The following is a 17,656-nucleotide window of genomic DNA, read 5'->3' on the forward strand; positions in this document are numbered from 1 at the left end:
AGCACCGCATAAAAGAGAAAATTGCTCAGATCAAAGAAAAACATAATCTTTCAGATTTACCTGAAAGCCATGAAATTGATCATTTGCTCCAAGCCTTTACTGATCACGGCCTTAATCCTCTACATACTGAACAGCAACAAAAAACCCTTCGATAAGCTCGAAAGGTTTTTTTGCTATCATCCTATTAAATTTCTTCCTTTCGTTCTTCCAAAGCTTCTTTCAGCATTGCGTCAAAATCACGCTGCTGCTCCCTGTTCTGATCCTTTAAACTATTAATTTGCTCATATAACCCTTTTAACGTCTCATTATATTCTTCATGTGCAGAAGCCAGTTTGGATTGATATTGGCGCTCCAGCTGCAATAAAGCACGATCCCGCTCAACATCTTTCTCCTTAAGCTGATAATTCAGATCGTTTAAATCCTGCTGCAGTTCAGCGTTCGCCTCATTCAAACTGATCAATTCCGCACGGACTTCTTGAAGCTGAGCCTCATGCTCCTTTTTTAAACGCTGATTTTCTTCTTTAAAGCCTTTATATTCGGTAATGATTCCAGATAATTCATCCACTTTTCCTTTATAAAGCTTAATCGATTCCTCATGAGATTCATTCGTTTTCCGAACATCATTTAATTCCCTTAATAGATCCTCATTGATTTTTTCAATGGCTGCCTTTTCTGATCTAGCTGTTTTAACCGCTTCTTCCGCTCCATTCAATTTTACCTGTGCCGTTAATAACTCAGCTTCTTTTTGATCTAAATCCTGCTGAATTTTCCTAACCGCTTCATCCCTTTTATATAAACCGCGTTTGACGATATTATCCATAATTTCATATAATCGTAATGCATGACCTTCAAACTCTTTCAGATCCTCCGCAAACTCGGAACCTTCCTGAATGTTTTGAAGCTCCATCAAAGAAACCGCTTTTTTGAACCAAGTTCCCGGTTCAGCTTCTAACCCCATATTTGCAATCAGCTGCTTCACATGATCTTTATATTCATCCGTGACATTAAATCCAACCGTGGGCATTCTATTAACCTCCTATTAATGTTAACTATCAAAACCTTGATATAACAACGATTAACCGCATTAATCGAGTTAACCTAATACTTCAATCGCCTCTATTTTTATATAAATCCTATAAAGCTCCGAATCTCCGCCATCCTTATACGGCTTAGAAACAGATAGGACCGTATAATTAAATTTTAGTGTTTCAATCATGGCCTCCATATCCTTCAACGTTCCGCGCAATCTCATTTCAATCATTGAATGATGGCTCCCAGGTAAATTTCTTTCAATCTGCCATTTCTATATCTGAATTTATTTGCTTGTTCTGTTTGAACAGGCTTTAAATTATATCTAGTTACACACACCGGGCAAGCAAAATTAAATTCCGCTTCTTCTTCATCAAAATCCTTTAGCAGCTTGTTCACTCCAAAAACTGTTTCATCTGGCTCCACCACATCTATATCCCAGCGATCCCACTGCGTTTCACAGCACTCACAAAACATCAGCAGACTATTCGGCAGTTTCGCCTCTTGTACCACTTGCATTAAAATTCCCCCATAACTTCATTAATTACATTAATCGCTCTATTAATTCCATTAATTCTATTAATCTTAATTAACATTGTACTCCATTTTGTTCTCTAATTGGGAAATTTCCATAAAAAAAGAGAAGGATCCATAGATCCCTCTCACACACATTTTAACATTTGATTTGGCTTTACTGTTTTCGTTTTTACTCTGCCGGTTGGAGTTACTATCTGAAACGTGATCTTGCCCAAATCTTGCATTATATGAATCACTTCACAAGCGCTTTTTCCGATCAGAATCTTGTTGCCTCTTGAAATTAAATTAGCTGAGCACATCATCTTTTTAAAAACTCCCCATAGCCAGGAAAATGAAAGTCCTTTACATGATCCTCATATTCCTTTTCACATTTCCAAGAACAAAACGGTTCATCATCAAATACAGAAGCATGAACCTTCCCACACATGACACATTTTCGCTCCTTCTTTTCCAGCTCCACGGTTCCTTTACCATCACATTCAGGGCAAAGATCCCAAGCCACATCATCCTCGCTGAAACCTGTTAATTGTCTGTATCCGCCTTTACCATTACATCTAGCACACTTCATATAATAGCCTCCATTAATATTAATATTATCAATCACATTAACAATTTTAACGCACAAATCGAGAACTGTAAGCTATAATAATTCTCATTTTGAAAACATTTTACCACAAAAAAAGAAGCCTTATTTGGCTTCCTTTTCTTTTGCTTCCTTACAACGTTTGCACGTTACTTCCTCAAATTCTCCACTAAAAAACGTTACCGGTAAGGACCATGGAGCCTGTCCACACATGCTCTGATCCTTACCATCCTTTGAAATATGAATTTTACCTTTAGAAACATTTATTAATTTCATTATAAGCAACTCCTATTCTATTAAGCTGAATACATTCTATAAGCTTCATAAGTTTCATAACGGATACATACCTTTCCATCCTTATTACCGTTGAACATTGGACCAATCAGGCCATCTAGCTTAGGCTGATCCTGTAATTCTTCACGCTGCCTTGGATTGTTATTCCATTCATTGATCATATAATCATCCAAACTATCAAAATAGCTTGCACCGGTTGTCGTTACTACTTGATAAATAAATTCCAGTTTCTTTTCCCCCTTATACATTTTTAAGTTCATAATTTCCGATTCCGTATTTTGCATTTAAGTGATTAATAAAACTCATAGGATCATTGAATTTAATTCCATCCAATTTTTCACTTAAATCAGATTTAATAAGAATGTGTTCTTTACCGCCATTTACAATAATTAATAAGTGTTCCATCTATTATCTCTCCCCTAATATTAATATTAATGTTTTTGTTAACTTTCTATTATTATCTTACCGTGGTATTGATAGAAAGTCAGCGAAAAATACACAATACGAGAACTATTTTTAATTAACAATGATTTTTGAGAACAAAAAAGAGGTGTACCATTTTTGGCACACCTTTATTTAGTAACTCAACTTAAATTCTTCCTGAGTAGGTTCTTTGATATTTAATTTTTCTATAAAGTCTTCACGAAATGCCTGTTTATCTTCTTTTGTGTCTGAATAAAATTTAAAGCCAATCAAACGTGCTTTTTTTCCATCATGTAAAACTTCAATATCATCACATTCTGTTAACGACAACATGAAATCCTCTTTCCATTTATCCTGAAGTTTTAAATGTTGTCCTTTTGGTTCAATAAAGAGCTGATACGTGAAATCTTCGTCTTCCATAAAAAGAAGGAAGTCAGGCATAAAACCTCGAACACGACCAATTTCACGAAACTTTACTTTACGTTCATTTCTTACTAAATAGATATTCTTATATTTCTCTTGTAGCATTTCTAAAAATTGATTAATTTCCTCAATTAATGCCCATTCAAGATCATTTACAATTGCTTGGTCATAGATGTACCAATCCTGCCCACGCATACTTTTTGATGATATTACTTGAGTATTAAGGCTGAGCCTGTTGGAAGTCACGATATTCGTTTCAATCACGTAATCTTCAATATAACTTGAAAAAGATTGTCCGATAAATTCCGGTGTCCCTTTTTCTTTGGCATAATTGAGTTTCATTTTTTCTTCAACGTATTGTAGAAACTTCTCTACAAATGTTAATTGCTCCTTCTTGGACAAATCATCAATATCCATTCCACGTGGAAGTCGTACAAGGATGTTACATCCTCCCATAAAAGAAGGATTTTCGATAAAATCTTGAATACTAGTTATCGATGGTAGGTATTTCCTTAAGGTAGCAAAGCGAAAAAATGGATTCCTCTGGATAGCTTTTTGAATTATTCTCTTATCGATAGGCAGCTGAGTCTCGGTATATAACTCTGACAAAGCCTTTTCCCCTTGTTCTTTTTTCCCGTATTGTTGCTCTTCTGTTCGTTCAAAATCATAGGCTACTTGATTATCGATAGAATACTTATCAAAAGAATTATAGTCATCAGGCGTTGTTTGAATCCAACGATTTATATAGATTTTTCCGTGTTTAAATAAAGGCGTTTCTTTAAATTTACCTTTCACTTTTGCTTCGTATCGATTATACTTCTCGTCCTTCGTTTGGATACCAGCAGCGTCTAATGATTTTATCAAGTTTTTAATATAAGCACTTTCATTTACCGTATGATAATGAAGGCCTTCCAACACAGAAAGTTTTCGCCCCGATAAATCAAATCGACGCTGAAAGGACTTTTCCCCCTCAAATTCAAATGGGTAATATCTTGCACCACGTCCAATCAGTTGAGCTTCTGAATCCGTTGCTTTTTTGGTAGTAGAAGCATTTTCACTTAACCGTACAATGTCGAATAAATTTAGAACGTCCCAACCCTCATTTAATTTTGCGACTGCAAAAATTGCCCGAATTGGATTATTCATATCTTCCAACGAATTCAAAAGTCCAGCGTCCTGTTCCGAGAAGATTTCTTGGGAATTGACCGACAAAATCGTATCTTGCGTAAAATCATATTGTAAGTCAAGTATAACTTTTGATAGATCTACGCTCTCATAATAATTAAAGACTTGTTCCCACACAGTGGATGTTCCTTTATGAATACTTACTTCTCGTTGTACCATCTTTTTCAGTGATGTTTCGGACAACTCTTGAATCATTTGCATAAATACATCTTTAGCAGATTGAGATAAAGCAATGGTGTTGGACTTAAACATGATGACAGGTTTAAGTTCAATTCCTATTTCCTTCGCAACATATTTACGGTATTGACTTAGAAGAGTGGCTTTCATCATTTTGCTTTGGTCATCTTCAGTATGTTTAGCAATGAGAACATTCTTTGAATACCTATCATTCATAAAATGTGGTAGATCATATTGAAAGAGAACCTTATCTTTGTATTTATCAAATATATTGTCATTGCTCAAATCAAGTGTAGCTGTAAACTCTAACATACGATTTTCTGGATTCGCTCTCATAATATTAGAGACGGTCATTTCCCAGTTCTTTTCTTCAATTTCTACTTTTGTTTCTTTTTTATTGCTCTTTTTCTTCGTTTGGACATTGATATGGTGAGCTTCATCACTTAGCAATACAAGCTTTTCTTCGGTTAACGATTGATAAGTTAAGCCATTCTCACGAGGTTGCGTCAATTCCATATGAAGCTTTTGAATAGTAGTCAGCTTTAAATATATCGTTTGTTTACTTTTCACTATCGGAAAAACGTCAACAACTTGAATAGAGATTTTTTCACCCTCAATTTCTATACCTTCTGGGTTAAATAAATACTTAGTGGATGTTGAATTCAAAAGGTTTTCTTCCGTCTTTCGAATGATGGCGTCGCTATTAACAAAGAATAAAAAGTTTTGAAAGCCTTTCTTTTTATAAAGATACAAAATGGCAGCAGCCAAAACGTTAGTTTTTCCTGAACCTGTCGCCATTAAAAATAATAAGTGGTTAGATGCAGGTTTTCCCTCAATAAAAAGTAAGTGTTCTAGTGCAGCTTGTTGGTACGGTCTTAGTTCGTGCTTTAAGTTCTTGTGGATGTACATAGGAACAGTTGGACGTTCAACTAATTCGTTGTTGTTCCCGATAAATTTACTTAAAATATTTTCAATTTGATGATGAAGAGTTTCTTTATTCATTACCATTACCTACTTCTTTTTTATAAAACGAATGATTAAACTCTTTAGTTTGTTCCGAAATAGCAAAAAGAACATCATCTATTTCTGAATAGGCTACATAGTTTTGATTGTTATCTAACGATTCTAAAACAAGTTTCTTCTTATCCTCCAATGACAATTCATCGTTCGTTAATATGTTATTGATAAGCTTATCTAACTCAACTTTAAAATTAAAGAAGGCTTTATCTTTTATTTCGCATACAAATTTAACCAGAGATTCGTCAGTTGAAATATTCATTATCTTATTAATAAATAATTGATTGGATTCAAGAAGTTCAGCATAAACAAAACTTCCCCCACCTTGCCAATCAACATCCTTGGATATTCCACCTTGTTCTCCCTCAATGACTTTTTTCATTCTTTCAATGGTGATTGTCTCTATGTAATCCATCTGTTCAATTCCTATATATTGTCGATTCATTTTGTGTGCTACTGCAGCAGTCGTAGCACTTCCAACAAATCCATCTAGAACCAAGTCACCGCTATTACTACCTATTTCTAATATTTTTTTAATTAATCGTTCAGGCTTAGGTGTTGAAAACCACTCTTCTTTACTTCTATCAGAAAATAAATGTTTTTGTTCATATTTAGCCTGTCTGTTATGACCTGTTTCCTCCAAATTAGCCCAAAGAGTTGAAGCTGGAATTCCTTTTTGTTCTTTTAAATAAGTTCTTCTTTTTATATTGGTGAATGTTTCATTAAACCTAATTTCCCCAGTAGCCATTTTTTCTTTTAGAGTTTCTTCCGACCACCTCCATCCAAAAGCAGGAGGGGTAATTATATTTCCATTTGGTGCAATAATGTTATAACGTAGATTAGGTCTAGGATTTGGTGAAGATATTGGATTTCCATCAAACCACGGTCCCCTTGGATCGTTATCAGGGTTGGTATAATGCTTAGCCTGTTCTTCACTTCGTTCAACTTTATTTGGAAGCCAACCTTCTTTTTTTGAATAAACTAAAATATAATTATGGTCTTGTGAGAATCTTTTTGCGTCGTTATTACTATTATCACTTGAACGCCAAACGATAGTTGAAATGAAATTGTTTCTTCCGAAAATTTCATCACATAAAACTTTTAAATAATGCCCTTCTTTATCGTCGATATTTATCCAAATGCTTCCATCATCTGATAACAACTCTTTCATTATTTCTAACCTGTTTTTCATAAAAGTTAACCAGGTTGAGTGGTTAAAACGATCATTGTATTTGAAACTGTCTCCACCCGTATTATAAGGAGGGTCAATGTAGATTAACCGCACTTGTCCTACATACCGTTTTTTTAAGGTATGTAAAGCAACAAGATTATTTCCTTTTAAAATCAGATTATCTTTATTGTCAAATTCCTTAATTTCCTGTTCACCATGTTTATCAATCCTTTTACTCCTAGATAAAACTTTTTCAGACAACATGATGTCAATTTCTTGTTTAGCTATTACGGTATGATAATAAACTTCGTTCTTAGCAATGTCCTCTTTTGACATTCCACCTTCAAAAATAGTGTCTTTAAAAGGAAAGTCCAATACAACATCTGAATTGTATTTCAGATACCTTCCTTCAGTTGTAAGACCGATTTCGTTACTATATCTTGTATAACTGCTATCCCAGTAATCTTTGTAACGGAAAAAATCAACGAATTCCTGTTGTTTAAAGATTACCGTCCCTCCTATTTCAGTTGAGTAAGTTGTTCTGATTAAATCATCAGATAAAAGTAACTTCATCAATTGTTCATCGTAATTTCTGATTGCTTCAATGACTTTTATTTTATTTAATTGCTCATTTTCCCAATAGGTAGGCAATGATTTCAATAAAGATGTTAAACGTTCTTCAATGGTTGTTTTCATATGAATCTCCTCTAAGCTTTCACTTCATGTTATGTATGCTTAAATATTACACCATTTTTAAAAATAAGAGTAAACATAAAAAGGATTTACCAAAAATAGTAAATCCTCACTTGATCATATATACCATTTTATTTATTATTTTTAATATTAATATTTTTATTTATATTATCATTAATCACAATATGTGGCATGTACGTATCCTTTCGCACAATGCTTCAAGAAATCGAGGCAATTACCATTCATAAAATCAATTTTCACCAACATATCTTTGATCTTCTTTTGATTAACAGAATCAAGTTCCTTTAAGAACTCCACCAGGAAATCCATTTCAACCATATGAAATTGTTCTTGCAATTCAAAAGTGAAAGCCTCATTTTGAAAACCTTTTTCCTCAACAAACGTTTCAATCCATTTTTTAAAATTCATTTATATTTCCCCCTAAAAATAAATATTAATATTAATGTTTATTTTTATATAATATCGTGATTTTATTGGATTGTAAGTGACCAGTTTTTACCGAAATAACACAGAAAAAACCAAAAAAAAGAGGACAAACTGCCCCCTAATTTCATTGTTATTTCCTATTTATTAATAATAACATTATTATTTTTATTAATATTACGTTTCAAGGCATTCGACATTTTACCTACCTAAAGCAATGGATTTAAAACAATATAATTAATATCACAATATTAAAAAAGATTTCGAATTTTATCCACAATTACTCTATTTCTTTTAATCGTTATAGATTCATAATAGAAAGAAAAAGGAGTGAAAATATGAGCCGACTTGTTATGATGGAAGTAGCTATGAAAGAAGAATTACCTGAACTATATGATATTTATTTTGGAGGAAACATACTTCTACATTATGAAGATGTTAATTACCATCAAGATGATGTTCCTTTTATTGTTGTCGGAATGAAAGACGGAGTAAGTAAAGAGGGAGCCATTGAGTTTACGAGAGGTTGCGAACAATTCAAAGCATATTACAAACATCTTTTCGGCACAGAAGTGAAATCATTTGTTACGGTAGAGGAAGAATTTAAAAAGGTAGATAATTGGTGGTGGCATTTTCATCCGAATGGTCTCTATCGCTAAAAAATCAAAAAGGCTGCCATTTTACTTTGGCAGCTTTTTATGATCTTTAGGCCCTTGGCCAAATCGCCTATAAATCCAACGAAATATAAACTTTATCTTTTTCATCCTTTGTTATACCTATATACCTCAATGTTACTTGTGGAGATTCATGATTTAAAATATCCTGGAGCAAACTAAGATCAGTTCCATTCTTATAAGCATGATAGCCGAAAGTTTTCCTCATAGAATGCGATCCTACACTTTCCTTCACTCCAACATCCTGAGCTGCTTGCGTCAAAATATAATGAGCATGCTGCCTCGTAATCGGAACCCGCTGCCCGTTCTGTTTCTTCCTACTAAAAAACAATGGATCCGTATATTCAAAATCACCCACTGACTTTATATAATCATTCAGTGCTTTTTGTGTTTTTCTTCCTAATGGAAAATCCTTATATTTTCTATTCTTTTTATTCCTCGTTTTTTGCTCTAAAATTCTCAATTCGTGAATTAAGTTTCCATCAGCGTCCAGCACATCCCCAAACGTTAAATTCAACAGATCAGAAATCCTCAGCCCAGAATTAATCCCTAACGTAAATAAAGTATAATCTCTTAAACTCTGCCCCAATAAAATCTTTTTCATGGCGTTGATCTTAGTTATCTCTCGAATCGGTTGTACTGTACTCATTTTCCACACCTTTTTTCATCAAATTTCAGCCAAATCCCCCAATCTGACCTTTCTTCTATTATACCGTATTTTGGTCAGATACAACTATTTGAGAACTTTTTATTTCTATTAAAACCTTGATATATCAACATTCCGAATCTGACAATTGTTAGGAATGTAAGATTCATATTTTCTAACTTTTTTCTGATTTTGGTTTACGTTTTAAAAAAACTCAATATAATATGTATATCTTCTTCAAATCATGGCCATACTAGATATGAAGGCACACCACTGCCCTTTGAAAATTACATATGTCGGAGAATCGCATTTTAAGAGACTTAGATGGATAACTCTATATGAGAACAAATCTAATTTCGTCTGACAGGAGTTTTCTGATAATTTAAAAGAGGGGAGCTTCCGAAGTTCTCAGCCTGTCGAAAATATTTCCATTTAAAAGACTACTAGGAGAGAACATAAGCTGATAGAATAGAGACAGCAGGTGCCCATCTTCATCTTTCCATGAAAGGAGGATGGGCTAAGTGAAAAAATCAAAAACCCAAAAGAAAAAAACTTCCGTAAAGGAAGCCACTGTTTACAAAACCATGCAAGAAGGCAAAGCTGCCATTTTGACAGCCGTTATGCCTTGGATAATGCTAATCACCTTTTTAGCATTTATCGTGTTTGCACCAAAGCTTGGAGTTGACCTTAAATCTCTCCAGCCAGATTTAATTGCACCAATCATTGCTTCGTTTATGAACAAGCAATAACCTTAAACATATTATAAGGATTTATTACCCAAAATATACGAGCCGTAAAGCTGTTGAGTACGTTTTGCGTGGACTAGTCACCCACAAAAGGCTTGAAAAACAGTATGCCCCTGCAATCGAATACACCACTCAGAAAGATGGGAGTATATGAGGCGAACGATCCTTTCATAATATGTATATGCAACAAAAAAAAGCCCTCTAGTCAGGAGGACTTTTTTCTTTGGAAGCAAACAATGCTTTCCTGTACTGGTAGCTCTCGGTCAAGAGTTGACTACCCATTTGTTTCTTGAACAATTTGGTACTGGATTTGTACGGAGTTCCGATCCATACGAAAATCGTAACGTTTGTTAAATACAATCGCGAAGTCGACACCACTCGGCTTCGTGAAAAAATCTATACCCAATATTAGTATAGCACTCCACAGTGTAATGTAAACCATAAAACTTATGACATATGACACCAAAAATTTCGACAAAACGAAACACTGCGATCAAACAAAACGAAACACAGCGATTTTCCCAAGAAAAGCCGAGCATTTCTGCCCAGCTTTTCCGGAGATATTAGATCACTTCCTATTTGATTTGACGTCAAAAATCAAAGAGAGGAACTGCTTACTATCTTTAGTTCCCATTTTAAATGAAAACTTGCTTCAAAAAACTGAAAGAAAACTGAAAGCTTAATCAAAACCCTCTTAATTTCTATTAAAAAGGGAATATAAAAAACAAGTCATGATTCGAGGTGCCGCCATACCACCTCATTTTCCTCCTTTTTAATATAGATCAGTTTTCTGGAAGAGGCTCAACTTTAGAGCCTTTTTTCATGCAAAAAAAATAACCCCAGCATATGCCAGGGCTATTTTTATAACAATATCATTAATAATAATATTATTATTGATTTGTCCAATATTCATTTTTCTTCGCTTCTGGCAATGGCTCGGACCTTTTCAAAGCTCTAGCTGAATCAGTAACGCCCTCCGTTGTTGGATCCGTAACAATTCCCAGATAAGCCATATAAGCCAAAAACAGATCAACAATCCCCATAACAAAAACCTGCCACTGTTCCGCTTGTTCCATATCAATATCAATCACATGAAGGCCTTCAAGACCAAATATGATCGCTTGGATAATCAGCAGCGTTTGAGAAATGAATCCAGCCAGCCACGTTTTATTTCGGAATCGCACTTTCCAGTTAATTTTTTTCATCTTATCAGCTCCTTAATGAGAAGTATAATATGCGTCAAATCCAGCAGCCTTTAAATCTGCCACTCTCGCTTTTGCACCTGATTCTGAAGTAAAGGCACCCGCTTGAACTTTGTAAAAATATCCCTCATGAACATAAAAAGAATCAAATCCCGCTTTTTTTAACGCTGCTATTCTCGATTTTGCTCCACTCTCAGTTTTAAAAGCACCGGCCTGAACCCTTAAAATCGTTCCAGATGGAGGCTTTGGTGCTGCTATCGGTTGGCTTGGTTTCACGATTTCCCCGCCTTTTACCGGATCATATTTCATCCCGAAATACTCTAAAATCGTTTTTGCGTGCGCCCTGGCTTCCTTATCCCACGCGTCATTTTCATTTAAAAAGATCCTTTTAAAATCTTCTGCATTCGTCATAAAACCATTTTCCGTAAGCAAAGCAATCATATTCGTTTCGCGAAGCTCATGAAAATCGTTCCATGTTCCTTTCACAGAAGGATAAACCCCATTATGATATAAAGGCCACCCTAATTCTTTTATATGCTTGGCATAAAGCTCCGCAATTTGCTTCCCTTTTGCTGAACCATTCCAATAAAAAGCCGTATAACCTCTCACCGACGAAGCCGCTGCATTCGCATGAATCGAATAATACAGATCCGCTCCCCAGGCATTTGCTCTATCGGTCCTTGTTTTTAATGGAACATCCTTCCCAAATGGAGGCTGAACTTCTAAAACCGTTACCCCGTGAGCTTGCAGAATAGTTTTCACCTCTGATCCTACTGACGCATTATGCGTATGTTCCTCATATACTTTTCCACCATTAACAACAAATTTTGACCGAGAATCCTCATACGTATTAGCACCATGGCCATAAGATAACGCAACTTTCGGCATAAAAAAAATCTCCTTTCATTTTTGGTAATAAAAAAAACCGCTAATTTTAGCGATTTCTTTGTAATTCCTTATATGCTCTATCAAACTCAGGATCTGTTTTTCTCCACCGGTTATAACGATCTCTATGAAGCCCCATCATTTCCATAATCTTTTTAGCGTTTCTGATTTCCTTATACTGTTCAAGGAAAAAAGCCTTTCGTTTTTGGGTTAATTCATAATCATTATTTAACCGATCCACCACATTATGCCTATCTCCATGATGACAAGTTTTACACAAAACTTCTAAGTTATCAGGTTCATTATTTTTTCGATTTTTATCCCTATGATGAACTTCCAGCATTTTAGGATCAAACGCATTTCCGCATTTTTCACAACAAAAACCACGTTCCTCGATAATCCTTCTATATAAAGCAATTCCATTTTTATAAGTTGGATTATCTTTTCCATAACCATGCTTTCCATCTGACCCATATCGACCATGCAAACCGCGATCCATATTTACTTGCCGTTCTTTACTTGCCTTACCAATTTTCAATTTAATCTCTTGATTTTTTGATGGATTATTTTTCAAATTGCGATAAGTTGTCGTGCAAGAGTTAGAGCAAAACTTAACATTTCCTCTTTTAGCCCGTGAAGGATGAACCCATATTTCTTTACCACATTGGATACAATTAAATTTTATTTTTTCTACCTTTCTTCTCGGCATAACGATCCTCTCTTAATCTACTTTTTTTCATTATACCGAGCTCATAATAGATAAACTGCCGCCTAAAAATTCCATTTTTATTCTTTTAATCTTTTTGTTTCTGTTCGCGTACGATCACCATCTAAAAAATATTTAATCGTAGCAACAGAGCCAATTCCCAGAAGTGCTAAACGGATTCCCGCCACCACACTTTCCTCATCAAACTTTTGAAACTCCACTAAGCAGCTATAAAGCAAACCAATCACAATACTTACCAAAGGCAAAAATCGAATCGGTACAATTTCCGTTTCACGGATCGCATAAAGCACAAAAGCCATCCCCATATAAACGGTGAAGCCAATCGGCTCCGTAATTTCAACGGCATAAGGCTGACCATCTACACCTAAAACCATGTTTTGGGCCTGTCCTAAAATCCATTGGATCACATCCATTCCTCAGCCCTCCTTAAACCCTTTTCCCCAGGACAATATAAGAATTTCCTACTCTAGCCAATAGCACCACATCCCCGGCCTTTGGCGTATAGGAAGATAAATAAGGATAAGCCTTTAAACTTGCCTGACTTTCCCCTTCAAATACGATCCTCGGCCTCCCACTTATATAAGTAGAATCAATCTGACCTAATTTAAAAGTGGTATCCATGCTATTAAGCACATAATCATCTTGCTTTTTATTCTTGTTTTGAGATTTATCAATTAACAGTGTTAAGGCATTCACCAAATCACTGGTACTTTTAAGCCGTAGCATTGAATAAATCCCCCCTAGATATTAATAACCGCTCTTACCTCATGCTTCATACTAGCCCCCGCTTGCAAATCAAAGCTCCAAGCTGTTTCCGCATACTTTCCAGCGATCCCTAACGTTTTATTTTCTAAATAAATTACATCTTGGAACCCATGAAAAGGCATAATAGCCGTTTCAAATGTCACTTTTCCAAAGATCTGTGAAGCTTCAAAAGCAATCCGCTGCACATATTGATCCAATGCTGCCTGATCCGCAATTTCATTTACTTTTCTATAATCAACAATCGTCCTGCCCCTATTTACTGTTGAAGTAGGAGAATCAGGATTCGTATTGGTATAATTGGAAATTAACGCAATTTGATTTTCAGAAGTAGAATCCACGCTCGTATAAATCGCCGCCCAACTATTCGGCACACTGTAAAGATCCAGTTCTTCCTCAACCCCATTTTGAACCACGCTAAATTGATCCTCTATATAACGATAATTTGGATTACGATCAGAAGGAGAAACATAAGGCTGAGCCGTAAAATAGCCATATTCATCAACATAAAGAGCCGTAAAATTAATAGCTGTGAGAAAATCGCTAATTGGCTTTGTTTTCTCCGTTCCTGGCTCATACTCCACATCATTAGGCAGTACTCTATCAGAAGCCCCTATGTTATATTTCGTAATTCCAGCCCCTTGCAAAATCTCAATAATCGCCTGCGTATATTTCGTGCCCGCTCTCACCGTATAGCGATTAATAAACTTATCTTCTTCCAAGATCACAATGCCATCATAGGCTTCAATATCCCGAAAAACATCATTTCCTACTTCTGATTTCTTAGGAGAAGATAGCAAATAAACTCCTAGAGGATATTCAATCCATTTACCTTCAAGGAGCACCCGCGTACCATCCGCATTCTGCACAAATTTATCAGGCAGTTTGAACATGGCCCATGGTTGAATCCGATTATTCAGAAAATTAATTGGCTCATTCGGATCTTCTTTTATCCTGAATCGAGCTGTACGCTTAATCGTACTGAGAGCACTCATTTGAACGCTGCCACTCACCACATTACGAAGCTCACGGATCTTATTTTCATTCACATCTAACAAATCATAACGGAACATAAGAAAACGGCTTCCCGTTTTCGCATGAAGCATATTTTGAATATCTTCTTCCGTATAATCATAAGTTAAATGATCTGGAGGCTGAGCAACCGGCTCAGGCTTTGGAGGTGCCTCAGGAACAGGCTCGCCCCTATAAATAAGCAATTCCGCATAATCTGCGCCTAACGTTACCCCGCTTGTTGCTTGCCAATCCCCTTCAATCTCTAAATAAATCTCGTTCGCGTCACCTGTTGCCCCGTAAGCTGTAATCGTTGTTCCTTCATTGGCATTAGCATAAATAACAAGACCTTGAAAACCGCCCGTGATCAAAACATTTTTAAACCCTGAATTTGTTCCTACCACGGCATTTGTTACGTCCCAGCGATTCCAACCCACCACAGAATTAATCGTTAAATCAGAACCCGTAAGCGTAGGGATTCCAGCCGTTGTTTTTTGTGCTGCTTCATTATGAAAACCTAAACGACCAAACCCCGCCACCGTGCCATTAAAATTGATATAAACTTTCGGAGTGCTTCGTGACTTATTCAAAGAATCAATAATTTCAGCACGATCAATCCCGATAAAACTCGCCAAGCCAGAAGCTCCCCCAGCATATAAAGGCGTTAATGTAGAAATAATTTCGCTTGTCGTTTGCCTCCATGCACTCAACCAATTAATCGGATAATTTCTTTTCGATACTGCAATAGCCGGATCAACCACGGCATTTGTTGAGAACATACTGATATAAACTCGATTATTAGCACCCTTATGCCTTGCTAAGTTTGTGGACCTTATTTCAACATACTGAGAGACCCCGCCATTAAACGTAACTTTGGTTAATTCATCCCAGGCACCCGCTACATGATCCCAAAACTTCAAAGAAAAAGGCTGTCCTTGAACTCCTTTCACGCGAAAAACTAATTCTTCCGCCGGAGTTGGATCAGCCGTAACCTCAAATTGAAACAAATATTGAATATGATCACCATTATTGGCCCCATTATTGGGGGAAATGGTATATGTCATTAAAGAGCCATCATCCGCAACAATGCCAGGATAATTCCACCACTCAGCACCAAATGAAGTAGGCGCAATTTCCGTTCCTGCCAAGCCATTCACCATGATTTTTCGGCTTTCATCCCCAGCCGCTCGACCAACAAAATTAATGACTTGATCAGCCTCAACGATTGGAACCGTCGTATCTTTCATCGTATAAGATACGTTTGGACCCCAAGTAGAATCCTGATATTTATCTTGCGTATTTACTTGAACATTGAGCACCCCGCCAATCGGAGTAGTTACCGCAATATCAACCGCATTCGTACCTTTTGCCGCCCACTTTTTCCAAACACCATCCACTAAAACATCTGATCCAATATAATCAGAATCATCAGGAGGCGTAAAAGAAACCGTGATCGTGCTATTATCCTTTTGCGTTACTTGAATATCGCTTGCCGGTTTAGGAGGCATAATGAGAGCCAATGACTGAGTAGAATCATGATCCAATTGATTGGACCCATGCTGTACCCCGTGAGTTGAAGCGTCGTCAATAACCCCATATTGCCAAAGAGCATATTCTGTCCAATTCCCTAAATTAGCTGGCGTATAGCCCTCAGTTTGATTCCAATCCGCTAACCATAACGGAATCGCCACGCTGCTATTATAAAGAGCCGCCAGATCCTCAGTCGTCATGGCCATTTTATCGGCGTCTGTCAGAAACCAGCGATTCGTATAAATCCCAAGAGCCCTATATTTTGACTTGCTTCTGAAGTAATTCCTAAAATAAAGAATCCAATCTTTCAGCTGCGTTCCTGTCATGCCCCAAGCATACGGAAAGCCCATCACTTCTTCATTTCTAGCCGTAAAAGCAGGCTCCAGAATCATATCATAAGGAACCGTATCAACTAAAAGAGAGCCATAAACCGTTCCAGATCCATTAGCCATGGCTAATTTCCTCTCACGGTATGACTCTCTCCAAGAAATATCAATTGTATCAGCTGTTCGATTAGCAATAATCACTAATTTTTGGTGCTCATATTCCTCAGCTGACATACTTGCCTCATTAAGTGCTGCTATATCATTATTAATATTCGTCGTGGCTGTTGCATTTGGTGCCCAGCTTTGCACGGCAATATCAAAACATAAAGCATAGCCTCTCCTAGTCCATAGCTTAAACTGATCAAATAATTTTTTTGCCTGATTATGATAATCAATCGTTGCGTCTTTTTGCCGCTGAATCCCCTCAGGACTTGTTCCTAATCTATAAAAATAATCATTCCACGGAGGAAGTAACTCATGTTTATTATTCGGATTCGTAATTTCCGCGCCCCAGGCAATTTGATTCGCTGTGGTCCTATTAAAAACCACATCATAAAATTCATCATAATCAATACCAAAAATCCCTCTTACTAAATCATTATGATTATTAATCAAATCTTTCAATATAGGCTGTAAACTATTACTCTTAAAATTCCACTGGATCGCGCCATGACTAACCCCGGCGCCATCAAAATTCCCGCTTGTGACCCCGTGCATATGAGGAAAATCTTCCCGATAAGTCGACGTTTCCATTAAAGAAGTTAAATAGAAAGCATTATCCCTTAATACCTCTAATGTAGGAGGATTTTGTGCTAAAGTTCCCCTATATTCCTCCACATCCAACATAGGAATCAGATCCCCAAATTGGCCTGTGCCATAAGCTTCCTGCAGCTTATCTATAAACTTTTGAGCCTGAGCCTCTGCGTCCGTTTTAAGATCAGCATTAGGAGTAGGCCTTGCAAAGTAATACCCTCCAGACGGAACCCCATACTGCTTGGCCAGATTTACATACTCGATAAACTTTGAATCTGCTAAACCATCAGAACCATAAGCCCTGATATAAACAAATTTAAAGTCAGTAAAAAATTGCTGAGGATTGGTTATCGTCTGCCATGACGATATATCAGCCCCCTGCAAATCTGTACTTGCTCTTGCTTTCATTACCATTTTT

At 36.4% G+C, this 17,656-nt stretch carries 19 protein-coding genes; 2 read left to right on the forward strand and 17 right to left on the reverse strand.

Annotated elements, in window-relative coordinates; all coding sequences use genetic code 11:
• Window positions 1-184: 184 nt before the first annotated feature.
• The 10 genes from ACSU6B_RS23070 to ACSU6B_RS23115 all read right to left on the reverse strand — a co-directional run bounded on the left by ACSU6B_RS23070 (window position 185) and on the right by ACSU6B_RS23115 (window position 7,961).
• Window positions 185-1,024, reverse strand: a complete 840-nt coding sequence (locus tag ACSU6B_RS23070; RefSeq protein ID WP_410888597.1) for a hypothetical protein — start codon at window positions 1,022-1,024, stop codon at window positions 185-187.
• Window positions 1,025-1,093: 69 nt separating this feature from the next.
• Complete coding sequence (locus ACSU6B_RS23075) at window positions 1,094-1,261, reverse strand: hypothetical protein (RefSeq protein WP_410888598.1); 168 nt, start codon at window positions 1,259-1,261, stop codon at window positions 1,094-1,096.
• Window positions 1,258-1,548 (reverse strand): hypothetical protein, encoded by a 291-nt coding sequence (locus tag ACSU6B_RS23080; protein ID WP_410888599.1) that lies wholly within the window; start codon window positions 1,546-1,548, stop codon window positions 1,258-1,260. Before ACSU6B_RS23080 ends, ACSU6B_RS23075 begins: the two co-directional genes overlap by 4 nt.
• 316 nt (window positions 1,549-1,864) lie before the next feature.
• Window positions 1,865-2,134: a hypothetical protein gene (locus tag ACSU6B_RS23085; RefSeq protein ID WP_410888600.1), complete on the reverse strand. Its 270-nt coding sequence runs from the start codon at window positions 2,132-2,134 to the stop codon at window positions 1,865-1,867.
• Window positions 2,135-2,254: 120 nt separating this feature from the next.
• On the reverse strand, window positions 2,255-2,425 hold the full coding sequence (locus ACSU6B_RS23090; protein ID WP_410888601.1) for a hypothetical protein: 171 nt from the start codon (window positions 2,423-2,425) through the stop codon (window positions 2,255-2,257).
• Window positions 2,426-2,445: 20 nt separating this feature from the next.
• On the reverse strand, window positions 2,446-2,703 hold the full coding sequence (locus tag ACSU6B_RS23095; protein ID WP_410888602.1) for a hypothetical protein: 258 nt from the start codon (window positions 2,701-2,703) through the stop codon (window positions 2,446-2,448).
• A complete protein-coding gene (locus ACSU6B_RS23100; RefSeq protein WP_410888603.1) occupies window positions 2,684-2,848 on the reverse strand; it encodes a hypothetical protein in 165 nt (54 codons plus the stop codon). The genes ACSU6B_RS23095 and ACSU6B_RS23100 overlap by 20 nt, the downstream gene beginning before the upstream one ends.
• Before the next feature lie 171 nt (window positions 2,849-3,019).
• On the reverse strand, window positions 3,020-5,653 hold the full coding sequence (locus ACSU6B_RS23105) for a DEAD/DEAH box helicase family protein (RefSeq protein WP_410888604.1): 2,634 nt from the start codon (window positions 5,651-5,653) through the stop codon (window positions 3,020-3,022).
• Window positions 5,646-7,535: a DNA methyltransferase gene (locus ACSU6B_RS23110; protein ID WP_410888605.1), complete on the reverse strand. Its 1,890-nt coding sequence runs from the start codon at window positions 7,533-7,535 to the stop codon at window positions 5,646-5,648. Before ACSU6B_RS23110 ends, ACSU6B_RS23105 begins: the two co-directional genes overlap by 8 nt.
• Before the next feature lie 171 nt (window positions 7,536-7,706).
• The gene (locus ACSU6B_RS23115; RefSeq protein ID WP_410888606.1) at window positions 7,707-7,961 is read right to left on the reverse strand and encodes a hypothetical protein; all 255 of its coding nucleotides are present in this window, start codon (window positions 7,959-7,961) and stop codon (window positions 7,707-7,709) included.
• Between the two features lie 353 nt (window positions 7,962-8,314).
• Between ACSU6B_RS23115 and ACSU6B_RS23120 the strand changes: the two genes are divergently transcribed.
• Window positions 8,315-8,635: a hypothetical protein gene (locus tag ACSU6B_RS23120; RefSeq protein WP_410888607.1), complete on the forward strand. Its 321-nt coding sequence runs from the start codon at window positions 8,315-8,317 to the stop codon at window positions 8,633-8,635.
• 67 nt (window positions 8,636-8,702) lie between these two features.
• Here the strand turns inward: ACSU6B_RS23120 and ACSU6B_RS23125 are convergent, their stop codons facing one another.
• Window positions 8,703-9,299: a tyrosine-type recombinase/integrase gene (locus ACSU6B_RS23125; RefSeq protein WP_410888608.1), complete on the reverse strand. Its 597-nt coding sequence runs from the start codon at window positions 9,297-9,299 to the stop codon at window positions 8,703-8,705.
• A 518-nt stretch (window positions 9,300-9,817) separates the two neighbouring features.
• Here ACSU6B_RS23125 and ACSU6B_RS23130 point away from each other — a divergent pair.
• Window positions 9,818-10,045, forward strand: a complete 228-nt coding sequence (locus tag ACSU6B_RS23130; protein WP_410888609.1) for a hypothetical protein — start codon at window positions 9,818-9,820, stop codon at window positions 10,043-10,045.
• 887 nt (window positions 10,046-10,932) lie between these two features.
• Here ACSU6B_RS23130 and ACSU6B_RS23135 read toward each other — a convergent pair.
• The 6 genes from ACSU6B_RS23135 to ACSU6B_RS23160 all read right to left on the reverse strand — a co-directional run bounded on the left by ACSU6B_RS23135 (window position 10,933) and on the right by ACSU6B_RS23160 (window position 17,652).
• A complete protein-coding gene (locus ACSU6B_RS23135) occupies window positions 10,933-11,247 on the reverse strand; it encodes a phage holin (RefSeq protein WP_410888610.1) in 315 nt (104 codons plus the stop codon).
• A gap of 12 nt (window positions 11,248-11,259) precedes the next feature.
• Complete coding sequence (locus tag ACSU6B_RS23140) at window positions 11,260-12,132, reverse strand: N-acetylmuramoyl-L-alanine amidase (protein ID WP_410888611.1); 873 nt, start codon at window positions 12,130-12,132, stop codon at window positions 11,260-11,262.
• 46 nt (window positions 12,133-12,178) lie between these two features.
• Window positions 12,179-12,838 carry an HNH endonuclease signature motif containing protein gene (locus ACSU6B_RS23145; RefSeq protein ID WP_410888612.1) on the reverse strand — a complete coding sequence of 220 codons (660 nt, stop codon included), beginning with the start codon at window positions 12,836-12,838 and terminating at the stop codon, window positions 12,179-12,181.
• A gap of 77 nt (window positions 12,839-12,915) precedes the next feature.
• The gene (locus ACSU6B_RS23150) at window positions 12,916-13,269 is read right to left on the reverse strand and encodes a holin (protein ID WP_410888613.1); all 354 of its coding nucleotides are present in this window, start codon (window positions 13,267-13,269) and stop codon (window positions 12,916-12,918) included.
• Between the two features lie 13 nt (window positions 13,270-13,282).
• The gene (locus ACSU6B_RS23155) at window positions 13,283-13,582 is read right to left on the reverse strand and encodes a hypothetical protein (RefSeq protein ID WP_410888614.1); all 300 of its coding nucleotides are present in this window, start codon (window positions 13,580-13,582) and stop codon (window positions 13,283-13,285) included.
• Window positions 13,583-13,596: 14 nt separating this feature from the next.
• The gene (locus ACSU6B_RS23160) at window positions 13,597-17,652 is read right to left on the reverse strand and encodes a GH25 family lysozyme (protein WP_410888615.1); all 4,056 of its coding nucleotides are present in this window, start codon (window positions 17,650-17,652) and stop codon (window positions 13,597-13,599) included.
• Window positions 17,653-17,656 lie beyond the last annotated feature (4 nt).

The organism is Neobacillus sp. C211 (assembly GCF_051842875.1).
Taxonomy (GTDB): domain Bacteria; phylum Bacillota; class Bacilli; order Bacillales; family Cytobacillaceae; genus Neobacillus.